13 protein-coding genes are annotated in these 13068 nt (G+C 64.6%); 11 read left to right on the forward strand and 2 right to left on the reverse strand.

The annotated features are described in order from the left end of the window. Positions 1-11 precede the first annotated feature (11 nt). From NUH88_RS16340 to NUH88_RS16385, 10 genes are all read left to right on the forward strand, one after another. Positions 12-884 (forward strand): amidohydrolase family protein, encoded by an 873-nt coding sequence (locus NUH88_RS16340; protein ID WP_257767461.1) that lies wholly within the window; start codon positions 12-14, stop codon positions 882-884. 1 nt (position 885) lies between these two features. Then, on the forward strand, positions 886-1347 hold the full coding sequence (locus NUH88_RS16345) for a DUF3237 domain-containing protein (protein ID WP_257767462.1): 462 nt from the start codon (positions 886-888) through the stop codon (positions 1345-1347). A gap of 27 nt (positions 1348-1374) precedes the next feature. Further along, positions 1375-2298, forward strand: a complete 924-nt coding sequence (locus NUH88_RS16350; protein WP_257767463.1) for an aldo/keto reductase — start codon at positions 1375-1377, stop codon at positions 2296-2298. After that, positions 2298-2957, forward strand: coding sequence for a DUF6064 family protein (locus tag NUH88_RS16355; protein WP_257767464.1), 660 nt, complete (start codon positions 2298-2300; stop codon positions 2955-2957). Before NUH88_RS16350 ends, NUH88_RS16355 begins: the two co-directional genes overlap by 1 nt. A gap of 180 nt (positions 2958-3137) precedes the next feature. Then, positions 3138-3611, forward strand: coding sequence for an NAD(P)H-dependent oxidoreductase subunit E (locus tag NUH88_RS16360; RefSeq protein ID WP_257767465.1), 474 nt, complete (start codon positions 3138-3140; stop codon positions 3609-3611). Beyond that, complete coding sequence (locus tag NUH88_RS16365; RefSeq protein ID WP_257767466.1) at positions 3608-5158, forward strand: formate dehydrogenase beta subunit; 1551 nt, start codon at positions 3608-3610, stop codon at positions 5156-5158. Before NUH88_RS16360 ends, NUH88_RS16365 begins: the two co-directional genes overlap by 4 nt. 13 nt (positions 5159-5171) lie before the next feature. After that, a complete protein-coding gene (gene fdhF / locus NUH88_RS16370; RefSeq protein WP_257767467.1) occupies positions 5172-8024 on the forward strand; it encodes a formate dehydrogenase subunit alpha in 2853 nt (950 codons plus the stop codon). Continuing rightward, positions 8025-8852, forward strand: a complete 828-nt coding sequence (gene fdhD / locus NUH88_RS16375) for a formate dehydrogenase accessory sulfurtransferase FdhD (RefSeq protein ID WP_257767468.1) — start codon at positions 8025-8027, stop codon at positions 8850-8852. Beyond that, positions 8849-9061 (forward strand): formate dehydrogenase subunit delta, encoded by a 213-nt coding sequence (locus NUH88_RS16380; protein WP_257767469.1) that lies wholly within the window; start codon positions 8849-8851, stop codon positions 9059-9061. The genes fdhD and NUH88_RS16380 overlap by 4 nt, the downstream gene beginning before the upstream one ends. 23 nt (positions 9062-9084) lie before the next feature. Then, complete coding sequence (locus NUH88_RS16385) at positions 9085-9969, forward strand: LysR family transcriptional regulator (protein ID WP_257767470.1); 885 nt, start codon at positions 9085-9087, stop codon at positions 9967-9969. Between the two features lie 2 nt (positions 9970-9971). Here the strand turns inward: NUH88_RS16385 and argE are convergent, their stop codons facing one another. Both argE and NUH88_RS16395 read right to left on the reverse strand, forming a co-directional pair. Further along, a complete protein-coding gene (argE, locus tag NUH88_RS16390) occupies positions 9972-11135 on the reverse strand; it encodes an acetylornithine deacetylase (RefSeq protein ID WP_257767471.1) in 1164 nt (387 codons plus the stop codon). A gap of 6 nt (positions 11136-11141) precedes the next feature. Continuing rightward, a complete protein-coding gene (locus tag NUH88_RS16395) occupies positions 11142-12341 on the reverse strand; it encodes a M24 family metallopeptidase (protein WP_257767472.1) in 1200 nt (399 codons plus the stop codon). A gap of 240 nt (positions 12342-12581) precedes the next feature. Between NUH88_RS16395 and NUH88_RS16400 the strand changes: the two genes are divergently transcribed. Then, complete coding sequence (locus tag NUH88_RS16400; RefSeq protein WP_257767473.1) at positions 12582-13058, forward strand: Lrp/AsnC family transcriptional regulator; 477 nt, start codon at positions 12582-12584, stop codon at positions 13056-13058. Positions 13059-13068: the final 10 nt, after the last annotated feature.

The raw sequence follows: 13068 nt of genomic DNA on the forward strand, positions 1-13068 counted from the left end.
AGGAACAGAACATGGTCGATATCTCCAAGGTCCGCGCGATCGACATCCACACGCACGCCGAAGAGCCCTGCGGCTGCCACAGCGACGACGGTTACGACGATTTGCAGGCGGCGATGGCGAAGTACTTCCGGGCTCCCTGGTCCCATCCGCCGACCGTCGAGGACACCGCGCAGCACTATCGCGAGCAGAACATCGCTGCCGTGATCTTTCCGGTCGATGCCGAGCGCGAGACAGGCTACCGGCGTTACAAGAACGAGGAAGTGGCGGAGCTCGCCGCGAAGAACGACGACGTGCTGATCCCGTTCGCCTCCATCGATCCCTGGAAAGGCAAGATGGGGGTCCGCGAGGCGCGCCGGCTGATCCGCGACTTCGGCATCAGGGGGTTCAAGTTCCACCCGACCATGCAGGGCTTCTATCCGAACGACCGCATCGCCTATCCGCTCTATGAGGCGATCGCGGAGGAGGGCTGCATCGCGCTCTTCCACACCGGGCAGACCGGGGTCGGTTCCGGCATGCCGGGCGGCAACGGGATGCGGCTGAAATACTCCAATCCGATGTATATGGACGACGTCGCGGTCGACTTCCCGGAGATGAAGATCATCCTCGCCCATCCCTCCTTTCCCTGGCAGGAGGAGGCGCTGGCCGTCGCGCAGCACAAGCCGAACGTCTATATCGACCTTTCCGGCTGGAGCCCGAAATATTTCCCGGAAATCTTGGTGCGCTACTGCAACTCGATCCTGAAGAAGAAGGTGTTGTTCGGTTCCGACTGGCCGATGATCACGCCGGAGCGCTGGCTCGCCGATTTCGAGCAGATCAACATCAAGGACGAGATCCGGCCCGATATCATGAAGAACAACGCGGCCCGCTTGCTGGGTTTCGTCTGAGATGAGGACGGCTCCCGGATTGCGCCCGGTCTGCACGCTGACGGTCGAACTCTCCCCGATTAGGGAGCTTGGCAGGGGGCGGGCCGGCAAGCGCCGGATCATTCCGATTATCGGCGGCAGCGTCGAGGGGCCGGAGCTGAACGGTACCATTCTGAACGTCGGTGCGGACTGGCAGACCATTTATGACGATGGCTGCGCCTATCTAGACGCCCGATACGCCTTCGAGACCTCCGACGGGGCGCTGGTCGAGGTCGTAAACAAAGGGTTCCGGCACGGCCCGCCCGAGGTGATCGAGCGGCTCGCTGCTGGAGAGGCGGTTGATCCGGGGGAATATTACATGCGTACCGCCGCGCATCTGGAGACCGGCAATCCTCGCTACGCATGGGTCAACCGCACACTCTTCGTCGGCACCGGGGCGCGTTTGCCGTCGGCGGTGGAAATCGCGCTCTTCGCGGTTGCCTGACGGGCGTGTCGGCCCAGATATTCCGGTATGAGCAATCCCGGACATATCGACCGCCGCCGGTTCCTTGCGGGAAGCGCGGCGGCCTTGAGCTTCGCTTCGCTGCCTCTCGCCGCACAATCCGCGTCGCCGCTGATGCGGACGATCCCGTCTTCCGGCGAGGCCGTTCCCGCCGTTGGGCTCGGGAGCTGGATCACCTTCAATGTCGGCAACGAACCGGTGATGCGCGCCTCCTCGGCCGGGGTCATGGACGCGTTTTTCGACGCGGGCGGGCGGATGATCGACAGCTCTCCGATGTACGGTTCCTCGCAGGACGTGATTGGCGCCGGTCTGGAGAAAATCGGGCGGACAGGTGACGTCTTCTCCGCGGACAAGGTCTGGACCGGCGACACCGGGGAGGGACCGGCGCAGATCGAGCAGTCGCGGGAATACTGGCGGGTTCCGCGCTTCGATCTCGTTCAGGTGCATAACCTCGTCGGCTGGGAGGCCCATCTCGACACGCTCGCGGCGATGAAGGACGACGGGCGTCTCCGCTATATCGGCATCACCACCTCGCACGGCCGTCGGCACGATCTCTTCGAGAAGGTCATGCGGTCACGCACGCTCGACTTCATCCAGGTGACCTACAACCCGGTCGACCGCGAGGTCGAGGACCGCATCCTGCCGCTCGCGCGCGAGCGCGGCATAGCCGTGATCGTCAACCGCCCGTTCCGCCGCGGCGATCTGACCCGCCGGCTGGAACGCGAGCCGATACCGGAATGGGCCGCGGAACTCGGTGCCGACACATGGGCGCAAATCGTGCTGAAATACATCCTCTCAGGGCCCGCGGAAACGATCCCGATCCCGGCGACAACCCGCCCGGAACATGCCCGCGAGAACGTTGGGGCCGCGAGCGGTCCGCTGCTGGATGCGGCGATGCGCGACCGGATCTCCGCCTTTATCCGGAACCTTTGATGGAAACCTGGCTGACCTACAGCCCGGAGGATTTCCTGCTGTTCTCCGAGCCGGTCTACTGGCGCCTGTTCGAACTGCACAATGCGGCGCTTTGGCCAGCTCAATTCGCGGCGCTGCTGGCCGGTATAGCGGTCCTCATTCTGCTGCACCGGCGTCCGACCTGGGCCGGGCGCGCCATCGCGGCGATCCTCGCGCTCGCCTGGGCCGTGAGCGGGCTTGTCTTCCTGACCCGCTACGCCACGATCAACTGGCTCGCCACCGATCTGGTGCCGGTCTTTCTCGTTCAGGCGGCGCTGCTGGCTTTTCTCGGGGGTTACCTGAACGCCATCCGGCCGGCTGAAACCACGAACCCTGTCGGATTTGCGATCTGCGCCTACGGCATGTTCCTGCATCCGTTCGTCGCGCTCGCGGATGGCCGCCCGCCAGCGGGCGCCGAACTCTTCGCGCTGACCCCGGACCCGACGGCCATCGTGACGCTGGGCGTGCTTGTGATGGTGCGGGGAAACCTGGCGGTCCGGCTGCTAGGCGTGCTGCCGCTGTTCTGGTGTTTCGCCAGTTGGGCCACGCTGGCGACGCTCGGGACCTGGGAGGCATGGATTCTTCCGGTTGCGGTCCTGGCGACCCTTCTGTCGACGCTGTTGCCAAGCTGTCGAGCCTGACCCGTCGTCACCCTCGGCGAAGGAAATCGCGCTGTCGCGGTCCTCTGACGCGTCCTTCATAGAAAAGCTCAATCGGCCCATCGAAAGTAACGATTGGATCGTCCGGCTGGGCTCGTGAATGCTTCTTCCTCAAGCCTGCGGTCAAGCGGGCATGGGATAGAACAATTGCGAGATATGCTCATGTCTGTGTCCGAGGAAATCCCCGGCGCGCGGGAGGCGCGTGCGATCTGCGCTACCCGCAGCAACGATCCCTCCATGCTGCTGGAGATCCTGCACGACCTGCAGGTGCGGGTCGGCCATATCCCCGGGGAGAGCGTTCCGATCCTCGCCGATTGCCTGAACCTCTCCAAGGCGGAGGTTTACGGCGTGGTCAGCTTCTATCACGACTTCAGAACCGAGCCGGGAGCCCCGATTACGGTCAGGATCTGTCAGGCGGAGGCCTGCCGTTCTATGGGCGCGGAAGCCCTGACGGAGCGGCTTTTGTCCCGCTACGGGGTTTCGCTGTCTGAGATCTCCGCGGCGGGCGTCACCTTCGAGCCGGTCTACTGTCTTGGCAATTGCGCCTTGGCTCCGGCCGCCATGGTCGATGGCGCCCTGATCGGCCGGGCAGACGGCGCGGCCGTGGATGCCGCGATCGCGGAGGCCGGACGATGAGCCTGGTTCTTTTTGTGCCGGACGATGCGGCCGCCGTCTCGGTCGGCGCGGATCGCGTCGCAGCCGCTCTTGCGGTCGCCGCGGAAGAACGTGGCCTGGATCTCCGTCTGGTGCGGAACGGGTCGCGCGGGATGCTCTGGCTGGAGCCGCTGGTCGAATGGGACGGTCCGGACGGGCGGATGGCTTTCGGGCCGGTAGCCCCGGATGAGGCCGGGTCGTTGCTTGACGCGATTTCCTCCGGGACGGGGCACCCGCGCGCCCTCGGACCGACGGAAGAGATCGACTACCTGAAAAACCAGGAGCGGCTGACCTTTGCCCGCGTCGGCGTGATCGACCCGCTCTCGGTACGGGACTTCGAGGCGCATGGCGGGCTTGAGGGTCTCAAGACCGCGCTCACCATGACCGAAGAGGCGATTTGCGAGGCGGTACTGCAATCCGGCCTCCGGGGCCGCGGCGGTGCTGGTTTCCCCGCCGGCATCAAATGGCACACGGTGCGTGAGCAGGCGCAGGCGGAGAAATACATCTGCTGCAACGCCGATGAGGGCGACAGCGGCACATTCGCCGATCGCATGCTGATGGAAGGCGACCCATTCACCCTGCTTGAGGGAATGGTCATCGCGGGATTTGCGACCGGTGCCCGGCAGGGCATCGTCTATATCCGCTCCGAATACCCGCATGCGATCTCCAAGATGACCCGCGCCATCGAGGCGCTGGAGGAGGCGGGCTGGCTCGGCGGTAATATCCGCGGAAGCGGGAAGGATTTCCGGGTCTCGATCCGTCGCGGCGCCGGCGCCTATATCTGCGGCGAGGAAAGCTCGATGCTGAACAGTATCGAGGGCAGGCGCGGAACCGTGCGCTCCAAGCCGCCGATCCCGGCGATCCACGGCCTCTTCGGCAAACCGACGGTGGTGAACAACGTTCTCACCCTTGCGACCGTCCCGGTGGTGCTCGCCAAAGGCGCGGAGTTCTACAAGGATTTCGGCATGGGGCGCTCGCGCGGCACCCAGGCTTTCCAGCTTGCCGGCAACATCAGGCGCGGCGGCCTTGTCGAGAAGGCCTTCGGGGTCACCATCCGGGAGCTGATCGAGACGTTCGGCGGCGGCACCGCGACAGGCCGTCCGTTCCGCACCGCCCAGCTCGGCGGCCCGCTCGGCGCCTATGTCTCCGAGGAGATGCTGGATCTTCCGATGGATTACGAGGCACTCGCAGAGCACAAGGCGATGCTTGGCCATGGTGGCATCACCGTGTTCGACGAGACGGTCGATATGGCCGAAATGGCCCGCTTCGCCTTCGAGTTCTGCGAGGAGGAAAGCTGCGGGAAATGCACCCCCTGCCGGATCGGCGCGGTCCGCGGGCGGGAGACTGTCGAGAAAATACTCCGGGGCGAGAACGTCGCCCGCAACATCGCGCTCATCGAAGACCTCTGTGAACTGATGACGGACGGATCGCTCTGCGCCATGGGCGGCCTCACGCCGATGCCGGTGCTCTCGGCCATCCTTCTGTTCCCCGAGGATTTCGACCGCGCTTCGGCCCTTGCGGCCGAATAGGGAGGATGAGGCAATGACCTATCAAAGGCAGCACGATCACGGCACTCCGGCGGGCGACGGCAAGCCGGTCACTCTCTTCATCGACGGCTCGGAGGTCACGGTTCCGGAAGGCAGCTCGGTCATGTATGCGGCCTCCCAGGTCGACCGGCCGATCCCGAAGCTCTGCGCCACCGACATGGTCGATGCCTGGGGTTCCTGCCGCATGTGTCTGGTGGAGATCGAGGGCGTACGCGGGACTCCCTCCTCCTGCACGACGCCGGTCACCGAAGGCATGAAGGTGACGACCCAGAACGCCCGGCTGGAGCGTATCCGCAAGGGCATCATGGAGCTCTATATCTCCGACCATCCGCTCGATTGCCTGACCTGCCCGACCAATGGTGATTGCGAGCTGCAGGACATGGCCGGCACCGTCGGCCTGCGCGAGGTCCGCTACGGCATGGACGGGGAGAGCCATTTCGCGCCGGAGACGAAGGCCGAAGTGGACGTCTCCAATCCCTATTTCCAGTATGATCCGTCGAAATGCATCGTCTGCTCGCGCTGCGTGCGCGCCTGCGAGGAAGTGCAGGGCACCTTCGCCCTGACCATCGCCGGACGCGGCTTCGAGAGCCGGGTTTCGCCGGGCGCGGCCGCCGACGATTTCTTCTCCTCCGACTGCGTTTCCTGCGGCGCCTGCGTACAGGCCTGCCCGACCGCGACGCTGGTCGAGAAATCCGTCGTCGAGAAAGGCACCCCGTCGCGCAGCGTCGTGACCACCTGCGCCTATTGCGGTGTCGGCTGCTCGTTCCGCGCCGAGATGCAGGGCGATGAGGTCGTCCGCATGGTGCCGTGGAAGGACGGTGGCGCGAATGAGGGCCATTCCTGCGTGAAGGGTCGTTTCGCCTTCGGTTACGCCACCCACCGGGACCGTCAGACCGAGCCGATGATCCGCGAGAAGATCACCGATCCCTGGCGCAAGGTCTCCTGGGACGAGGCGATCTCCTTCGCCGCCGGCCGGCTGAAGGACGTGCAGGCGAAATACGGCAAGGGCTCCATCGGCGGCATCACCTCCTCGCGCTGCACCAACGAGGAAGTCTATGTCGTACAGAAAATGATCCGCGCGGCCTTCGGCACCAACAATGTCGATACCTGTGCCCGGGTCTGCCATTCGCCGACCGGCTACGGCCTGAAGACCACCTTCGGCACCTCGGCGGGCACGCAGAATTTCAAGTCGGTGGAGAAGTCTGACGTCATCCTTCTGATCGGCGCCAACCCGACCGACGCGCATCCGGTCTTCGGCAGCCGGCTGAAGAAGCGGCTCCGGGAAGGGGCGCGGCTCATCGTGCTGGATCCGCGCCGGATCGATCTTGTGAAGTCGCCGCACATCAGGGCGGCGCACCATATCCAGCTTCGCCCGAGCACCAATGTCGCTGTCATGAACGCGCTCGCCCATGTGATCGTGGCCGAGGGGCTGGTGGACGAAGATTTCGTCCGCGAGCGTTGCGACACGGAAGAATTCGCCCGCTGGGCTGCCTTCGTCGCAGAGGAGCGCAACAGCCCGGAAGCGATGGCCGAGACCATCGGCGCTCCTGCCGAGGATATCCGCAAGGCCGCACGCCTCTTCGCCACCGGCGGCAACGGCGCGATCTATTACGGGCTCGGCGTCACCGAGCATTCCCAGGGCTCGACCATGGTCATGGCCATGGCCAATCTCGCCATGGCGACAGGTAATATCGGCCGCGAGGGCGTCGGCGTGAATCCTCTCCGGGGCCAGAACAATGTGCAGGGATCCTGCGACATGGGCTCCTTCCCGCATGAATTCCCGGGCTATCGCCATGTCGGTGATGACTCGGTGCGCGGTCTCTTCGAGCAGGATTGGGGAGTCTCCCTGCTGAACGAGCCGGGTCTTCGCATCCCCAACATGTTCGCCGCGGCGATCGACGGCAGCTTTCGTGGAATGTTCGTGCAGGGCGAGGACATCGCCCAGTCGGACCCGAACACCCAGCATGTGGAAGAGGCGCTGAAGTCGCTCGACTGCCTGATCGTCCAGGACCTGTTTCTGAACGAGACGGCGGCCTTCGCCCATGTCTTCCTGCCCGGCACCTCCTTCCTCGAAAAGGACGGCACCTTCACCAATGCCGAACGCCGCATCAACCGGGTCCGCCCGGTGATGAAGGAGAAGTCGGGCCTCAGCGAATGGGAGGCGGTGTGCCGCCTCGCGAGCGAAATGGGCTATCCGATGACCTATGCTGGCAGCCACGAGATCATGGACGAGATCGCGCGTCTGACCCCGGCTTTCGCCGGCGTCTCCCATGCCCGTCTCGATGCGGGCGAGCAGCTGCAATGGCCGGTGAACGAGGCTTTCCCGAACGGTTCTCCGGTCATGCATGTGGACGGTTTCGTGCGCGGCAAAGGACTGTTCATGGTGACGGAGTATGTCCCGACCTCCGAGCGCAGCACGCGGATGTATCCGCTGATCCTGACCACCGGCCGGATTCTGTCCCAGTACAATGTCGGCGCCCAGACCCGCCGGACCGAGAACAACCGCTGGCACGGCGAGGATATTCTGGAGATCCACCCTTTCGATGCGGAGGAACGCGGGATCGCGGACGGCGACATGGTCTCGCTCGCGAGCCGCATGGGCGCGACGACGCTTCGGGCGGAGGTTTCCGGCCGGATGCCGCAGGGCGTGGTCTACACCACCTTCCACCATCCGCTGACCGGCGCGAATGTCATCACCACGGACAATTCCGATTGGGCGACCAATTGCCCGGAATACAAGGTGACCGCCGTGCAGGTGCATCGCTCCAACCGGCCCTCGGCATGGCAGGACGGGCACGAGGATGTTTCCCGGACCAATTACCGGATAGAGATCGAGGCGGCGGAATAGATGCGTATGGTTTCGACAATGGCCCGGCCCGCCGACGTTTCTCGGGACGTCTGGGGCACCATAACCGGCACCGGCCGCCGAAGCGGCCCGGCCCGCTGGTCTCTCGCCGAGGAAACGCCTGTCGCCATTCTCGTCAACGGCGAACATTTCGCTGTTGTCATGGCGACACCGGCCGACCTTGAGGATTTCGCCCTCGGGTTTGCCATGAACGAGGGGATCGTCCGCGATCCCTCCGGGCTGTTGCGGCTTGCCATTGCCGAGGCCGCGGACGGGTTCGTGGTCAATCTCCGGGTGTCCGAGGAGGACGCATTTCGGGGTGAGGCCCGGAGGCGCAATCTGCCCGCCCGCGCCAGCTGCGGAATCTGCGGTGCGCAGACGCTTGCGGCGGCCGTTCCGGCGCTGCCCAAGGTTCGCGGGATCCTTCCGCGAACGGAGGCGGTGCTTTCGGCTTTCGCCGCCTTCCCGGGGTTTCAGGACATGCGGCGGGAGAACCGCTCGACCCATGCCGCGGCGCTGTGTGACGCCGACGGCACGATCCTCGTCGTGCGCGAGGACATCGGACGTCATAGCGCGCTCGACAAGGTGGCGGGGGCCGCAGCCCGGCTCGGGCCGGACGTTTCGCGGTGTTTCCTGCTGCTTTCCAGTCGGATCGGCTTCGAGATGGTGCAGAAGGCCGCGGCGATCGGCGTGCCTTTCGTAGCGGCGGCCTCCGCGCCGAGCGGCCTGTCACTGCGTGTCGCGGCGGAAGCGGGGCTCACATTGGCCGTGGCGGCCGAGGGGGCCCTCATGATCTTCGATCATCTCACGGTGGAGGAGCCGGCAGCATGAAGTCCGACGAATTGATCCGCATGGCCAACCAGATCGCGGACTTTTTCGAACCCTACGGACATGACGATGCCGTGGTCCGGATCGCTCAGCATATCAGGGAGTTCTGGGACCCGCGCATGCGGACCGGGATGGCAGAAGCCCTCAGGAAAAATGCGGATGGATTGACCGAACTGGCGCGGGAGGGTGTAGAAATGGCTATCGCCAGCTAGTCCTCTCGCACGGTTTCCGTTTCATGGACATTCGCCAGCTCCGCTATCTCATCGCGCTCGCCCAGGAAGAGCATTTCACCCGCGCGGCGGAGATCTGCAACGTCACCCAGCCCACGCTGTCGGGCCGGATCCGCCAGCTCGAACAGGAGCTCGGCGTTTCCATCGTCAAGCGCGGGCAGCGCTATCACGGTCTTACAGACGAAGGACAGCGCGTTCTGCGCTGGGCGAAGCGCATCGTCGAGGATTGCGAGAGCATGCGTGGCGAGCTGGAAGCGCTGACCGGAGATCTGCGGGGGGCCATTACACTTGGCGTCATTCCGTCGGCACTCCCGATGACCCCGGATTTGACGGGGCCCCTCCGTGCGCTCTATCCACAGGTTGGCTTCAGCATCCTCTCGAAGACCTCCAACGAGATCATTCGCCAGCTTGAGGATTACTCGATCGACGCCGGGATCACCTATCTCGACAACGAGCCGCTGGAAGGCTGCCGGACCTGGCCGCTCTACCGCGAATCCTATCGGCTGATCGTCGGCGCGGATCACCCTCTGGTCGGCCGGGAATCGGTGACCTGGGCCGAGGCCGCGGAACTGCCTCTCTGCCTGCTCACCCCGGACATGCAGAATCGGCGCATCGTCGACGCCGCTTTCCGGAAGGCGTCCTGTGTCGCGGTGCCGGAGATCGAGAGCAATTCGATCATCAGTCTGGTCGCCCATGTCCAGTCGGGAGCACTTGCGGCCGTCCTGCCTGAAAACGTTCTGCGTACCGCGGGGGGCGAAGGCCGCCTGCATGCCATTCCGATTGCGGATCCGGCGGTCGAGTACACGGTCGGCCTGGCGGTGTTGGACCGTGACCCGCTGCCGATCCTCGCCGCCTCGCTCGTGGCGATCGCCGAAAGTTTCGGCGGCTGAAGTCAGGCGGTCAGTTTCGCCGTCAGCTTGCCGAGCATGGTCAGGCACTGGTCGAGCTGATCTAGGGCGATGAACTCATCGGGTTTGTGAGCCTGTTCGATCGAGCCGGGACCGCAGACCACCGTGGAAATGCCGAGCCTCTGGAAGAGACCCGCCTCGGTCCCGAAGGCGACAAGGTCGGCCCCGTTCGCGCCTGTCAGCTCGGCGACGATGCGCAGCGCCTCGCTTTCCGGAACCGGCTCCAGTCCGTCGACCTCTCCGATCACCTCCGTGACGATATCGGCGTCAGCATAGATTTTGCGCATGGCGGGCAGCAGGTCGTCCTGCACATAGGCAGCGATCTCGCCTTTCACGAAGTCCATATCGGCCTTCACCACGGGCCGCATCTCCCAATCGAGCGTCGCGAGGCCGGGGATCACGTTATGGGCGACGCCGCCGGAGAGCCGGCCGATCTGCAAGGTGCTCCAGGGCGGGTCGAAGCGCGAGCCGTCCGGCACCCGCTTTTTCAGCGCCTCGCGCAATTCCATCAGCCGTGTGACGTACCGCACGGCATATTCCACTGCATTGACGCCGAGATCGGGCTGCGAGCCGTGTCCCTCCATGCCGGTGAAGGTGACGGTGTATTCGCAACAGCCCTTGTGGCCCTCGATGATCCGCATTTCCGTCGGCTCTCCGATGATGCAGACGGCAGGTTTGAAAGGCAGCAGGGCGAGGTCGTGCATCAGGGACTGCGCGCCGAGGCAGCCGACCTCCTCGTCATAGGTGAAGGCGAAATGCACCGGGCGCTTCAGACCGGCCTGCGCATAATGCGGCGCCATGGCGAGCGCGGCGGCGATGAAGCCCTTCATGTCGCAGGTGCCGCGCCCGTAGGCCTTGTCGTCCGCGAGCCGCATCTCGAAAGGGTCGCTCGACCAGTCCTGATCTTCGACCGGCACCACGTCACTGTGGCCCGAAAGCACGATCCCGCCGTCTGTCTCCGGCCCGATGGTCGCGAAGAGATTGGCCTTGGCGCCGCTCTCGTCGCGGTAGACCTTCACCTCGGCGCCGAGATCGCCGAGCCGGTTCGCCGCGTAGTCGATCAGCGCCAGATTGCTGTCGGCCGAGACCGTGGCGAAGCCGATCAGGTCCTTCAGGATAGGGAGAGTTTCTTCGCGGCTCGCCTGCATGGCCGACTAAGTGTCCTCCTTGATGAAGAGCTTGCGCGGCACGTCGGCGAGGCATTCGGCCGGGCCGTCCTCGGTGATGCGGATGGTCTCCGTGATCTCCAGACCCCAATCGTCCATCCAGAGCGCGGGCATGAAATGGAACGTCATGTCGGGCACGAGGACCGAGGTGTCGCTCGGGCGGATCGACATGGTTCGCTCGCCCCAGTCCGGCGGATAGGAGAGGCCGATCGGGTAGCCGCAGCGCCCCTCGCGCTTGACGCCGTGTTTCTCGAGCACGGCGTAGAAAGCGCGGGCGATGTCGCCCGCCGTGTTGCCGGCGCGTGCCGCCTCGATTCCGTCGGCGATGCCCTCCAGCACGACTTCCTCTGCCCTGATCATGTCGAGCGGCGGGGTGCCAAGATGGATCGTGCGGCAGAGCGGGGCGTGATAGTGCCGGTAGCAGCCGGCGATCTCGAAGAAGGTGGCCTGTCCCGGCTCGAGCTCCGCATCGTCCCAGGTGAGGTGTGCGGCGCTCGCGTCCTTGCCGGTGGGGAGCAGCGGCACGATGGCCGGGTAATCGCCGCCGAAACTGCCTTCCTCGTCCTCGCCGCCCATCAGGCCGGTACGGTAGATCTCCGCCACCAGCTCGTTCTTGCGCAGGCCCGGGCGCATCAGCTCGTAGATCGCGGAATGCATCTTCTCGACGATGCGGGACGCGCGGCGCATGTATTTCAGCTCGGTCGTGGATTTCACGCCACGCTGCCAGTTCACAAGGCCCGTCGCGTCCTCGATCTCGCCCTCATGGTGCTTGGTCAGCACAGAATGGGCGCGGGCGGAGTAATAGTAATTCTCCATCTCGACGCCGAGCCGGAGCCTGTTCCAGCCCTGCTCGCCCAGGGTCTCGGCGAGGTCTTCCATCGCATGGCTGTCGGCGGCCATCACGTAATCGTCGGAATAGCCGTGAATATTCTCCTCGGCCATGTAGCAGGTTCGCATCGCGCCCTTTGCATCCATCGCCCGGCCCCAGAAGATCGGCTCGCCCGTGGGGCCGACGATGACGCCCTGGTGCACGTAGAAGGACCAACCGTCATAGCCGGTCAGCCAGGCCATGTTCGACGGGTCGGAGACGAACAGCACCTCGATCCCAGCCTTCTCCATCGCCGTGCGGACCTTGGCGAGACGCTCGGCATATTCATCGCGGGAAAAGGGAAGTTTGACGTCGGGCATCGCGGGAGATCCAGGAAGGGCGTTGCGGTATTCAGGAGCTTGCAGCGATTGAGCATCAACATGGGCTGTTTGACAATCGCCGCGACATGTGGCCGATGCTGAAAAGAAAAAAGCACTATTACTTGTCTCCTTCTGAAGGAAAATTGCCTGTGAGCGGCTGGCGCGGGAACTCTCGAAAGTGACATTGAAAGGCGCGAACATGCGCGATCGGCGTGGCGGTCGGTCCGCGAGGGCCAAGCAATGCTGAAGCTTGATGCCCGCGATTTGAAGATCCTGTCGATCCTGCAGACCGAAGGGCGGATCTCGAAATCCGAGTTGGCGAAACGGGTCAATCTCTCCAATACGCCCTGTTGGGAGCGGCTGCAGCGTCTTGAGGCGGCCGGGATCGTGCGCGGCTACGGCGCCCGCATCGCGCTCGAAGCGCTGGCGGAGCATGTTACGATCTTCGTCACCGCCGAGCTGGAGAACCATCGCAGCGGCGATTTCAGCCGGTTCGAGGATGCCGTATCCGGCGAACCGGAGATCGTCGCCTGCTGGGCGCTCGGCGGCGGGTTGGATTACCTCTTCCAGGTGGTGACCCGCAGCGTTGGGACTTATCAGCTGCTCATCGACCGGCTGCTCACGGGCGACACCGGACTGAAGCGCTACTTCACCTATATCGTGACCAAGGAAGTGAAGAACGGCGGCGTCCCGCTGGAGATCTTCAAGAGCCTTTGACGGCGAAAAA

It is taken from the genome of Nisaea acidiphila, assembly GCF_024662015.1.
GTDB lineage: Bacteria > Pseudomonadota > Alphaproteobacteria > Thalassobaculales > Thalassobaculaceae > Nisaea > Nisaea acidiphila.

What these genes read in the sequence shown, in the direction of transcription:
- NUH88_RS16340 (WP_257767461.1), top strand. Translation starts at nt 12, where the DNA reads ATGGTCGATATCTCCAAGGTCCGCGCGATCGACATCCACACGCACGCC.
- NUH88_RS16345 (WP_257767462.1), top strand. Translation starts at nt 886, where the DNA reads ATGAGGACGGCTCCCGGATTGCGCCCGGTCTGCACGCTGACGGTCGAA.
- NUH88_RS16350 (WP_257767463.1), top strand. Translation starts at nt 1,375, where the DNA reads ATGAGCAATCCCGGACATATCGACCGCCGCCGGTTCCTTGCGGGAAGC.
- NUH88_RS16355 (WP_257767464.1), top strand. Translation starts at nt 2,298, where the DNA reads ATGGAAACCTGGCTGACCTACAGCCCGGAGGATTTCCTGCTGTTCTCC.
- NUH88_RS16360 (WP_257767465.1), top strand. Translation starts at nt 3,138, where the DNA reads ATGTCTGTGTCCGAGGAAATCCCCGGCGCGCGGGAGGCGCGTGCGATC.
- NUH88_RS16365 (WP_257767466.1), top strand. Translation starts at nt 3,608, where the DNA reads ATGAGCCTGGTTCTTTTTGTGCCGGACGATGCGGCCGCCGTCTCGGTC.
- fdhF (WP_257767467.1), top strand. Translation starts at nt 5,172, where the DNA reads ATGACCTATCAAAGGCAGCACGATCACGGCACTCCGGCGGGCGACGGC.
- fdhD (WP_257767468.1), top strand. Translation starts at nt 8,025, where the DNA reads ATGCGTATGGTTTCGACAATGGCCCGGCCCGCCGACGTTTCTCGGGAC.
- NUH88_RS16380 (WP_257767469.1), top strand. Translation starts at nt 8,849, where the DNA reads ATGAAGTCCGACGAATTGATCCGCATGGCCAACCAGATCGCGGACTTT.
- NUH88_RS16385 (WP_257767470.1), top strand. Translation starts at nt 9,085, where the DNA reads ATGGACATTCGCCAGCTCCGCTATCTCATCGCGCTCGCCCAGGAAGAG.
- argE (WP_257767471.1), bottom strand. Translation starts at nt 11,135, where the DNA reads ATGCAGGCGAGCCGCGAAGAAACTCTCCCTATCCTGAAGGACCTGATC.
- NUH88_RS16395 (WP_257767472.1), bottom strand. Translation starts at nt 12,341, where the DNA reads ATGCCCGACGTCAAACTTCCCTTTTCCCGCGATGAATATGCCGAGCGT.
- NUH88_RS16400 (WP_257767473.1), top strand. Translation starts at nt 12,582, where the DNA reads ATGCTGAAGCTTGATGCCCGCGATTTGAAGATCCTGTCGATCCTGCAG.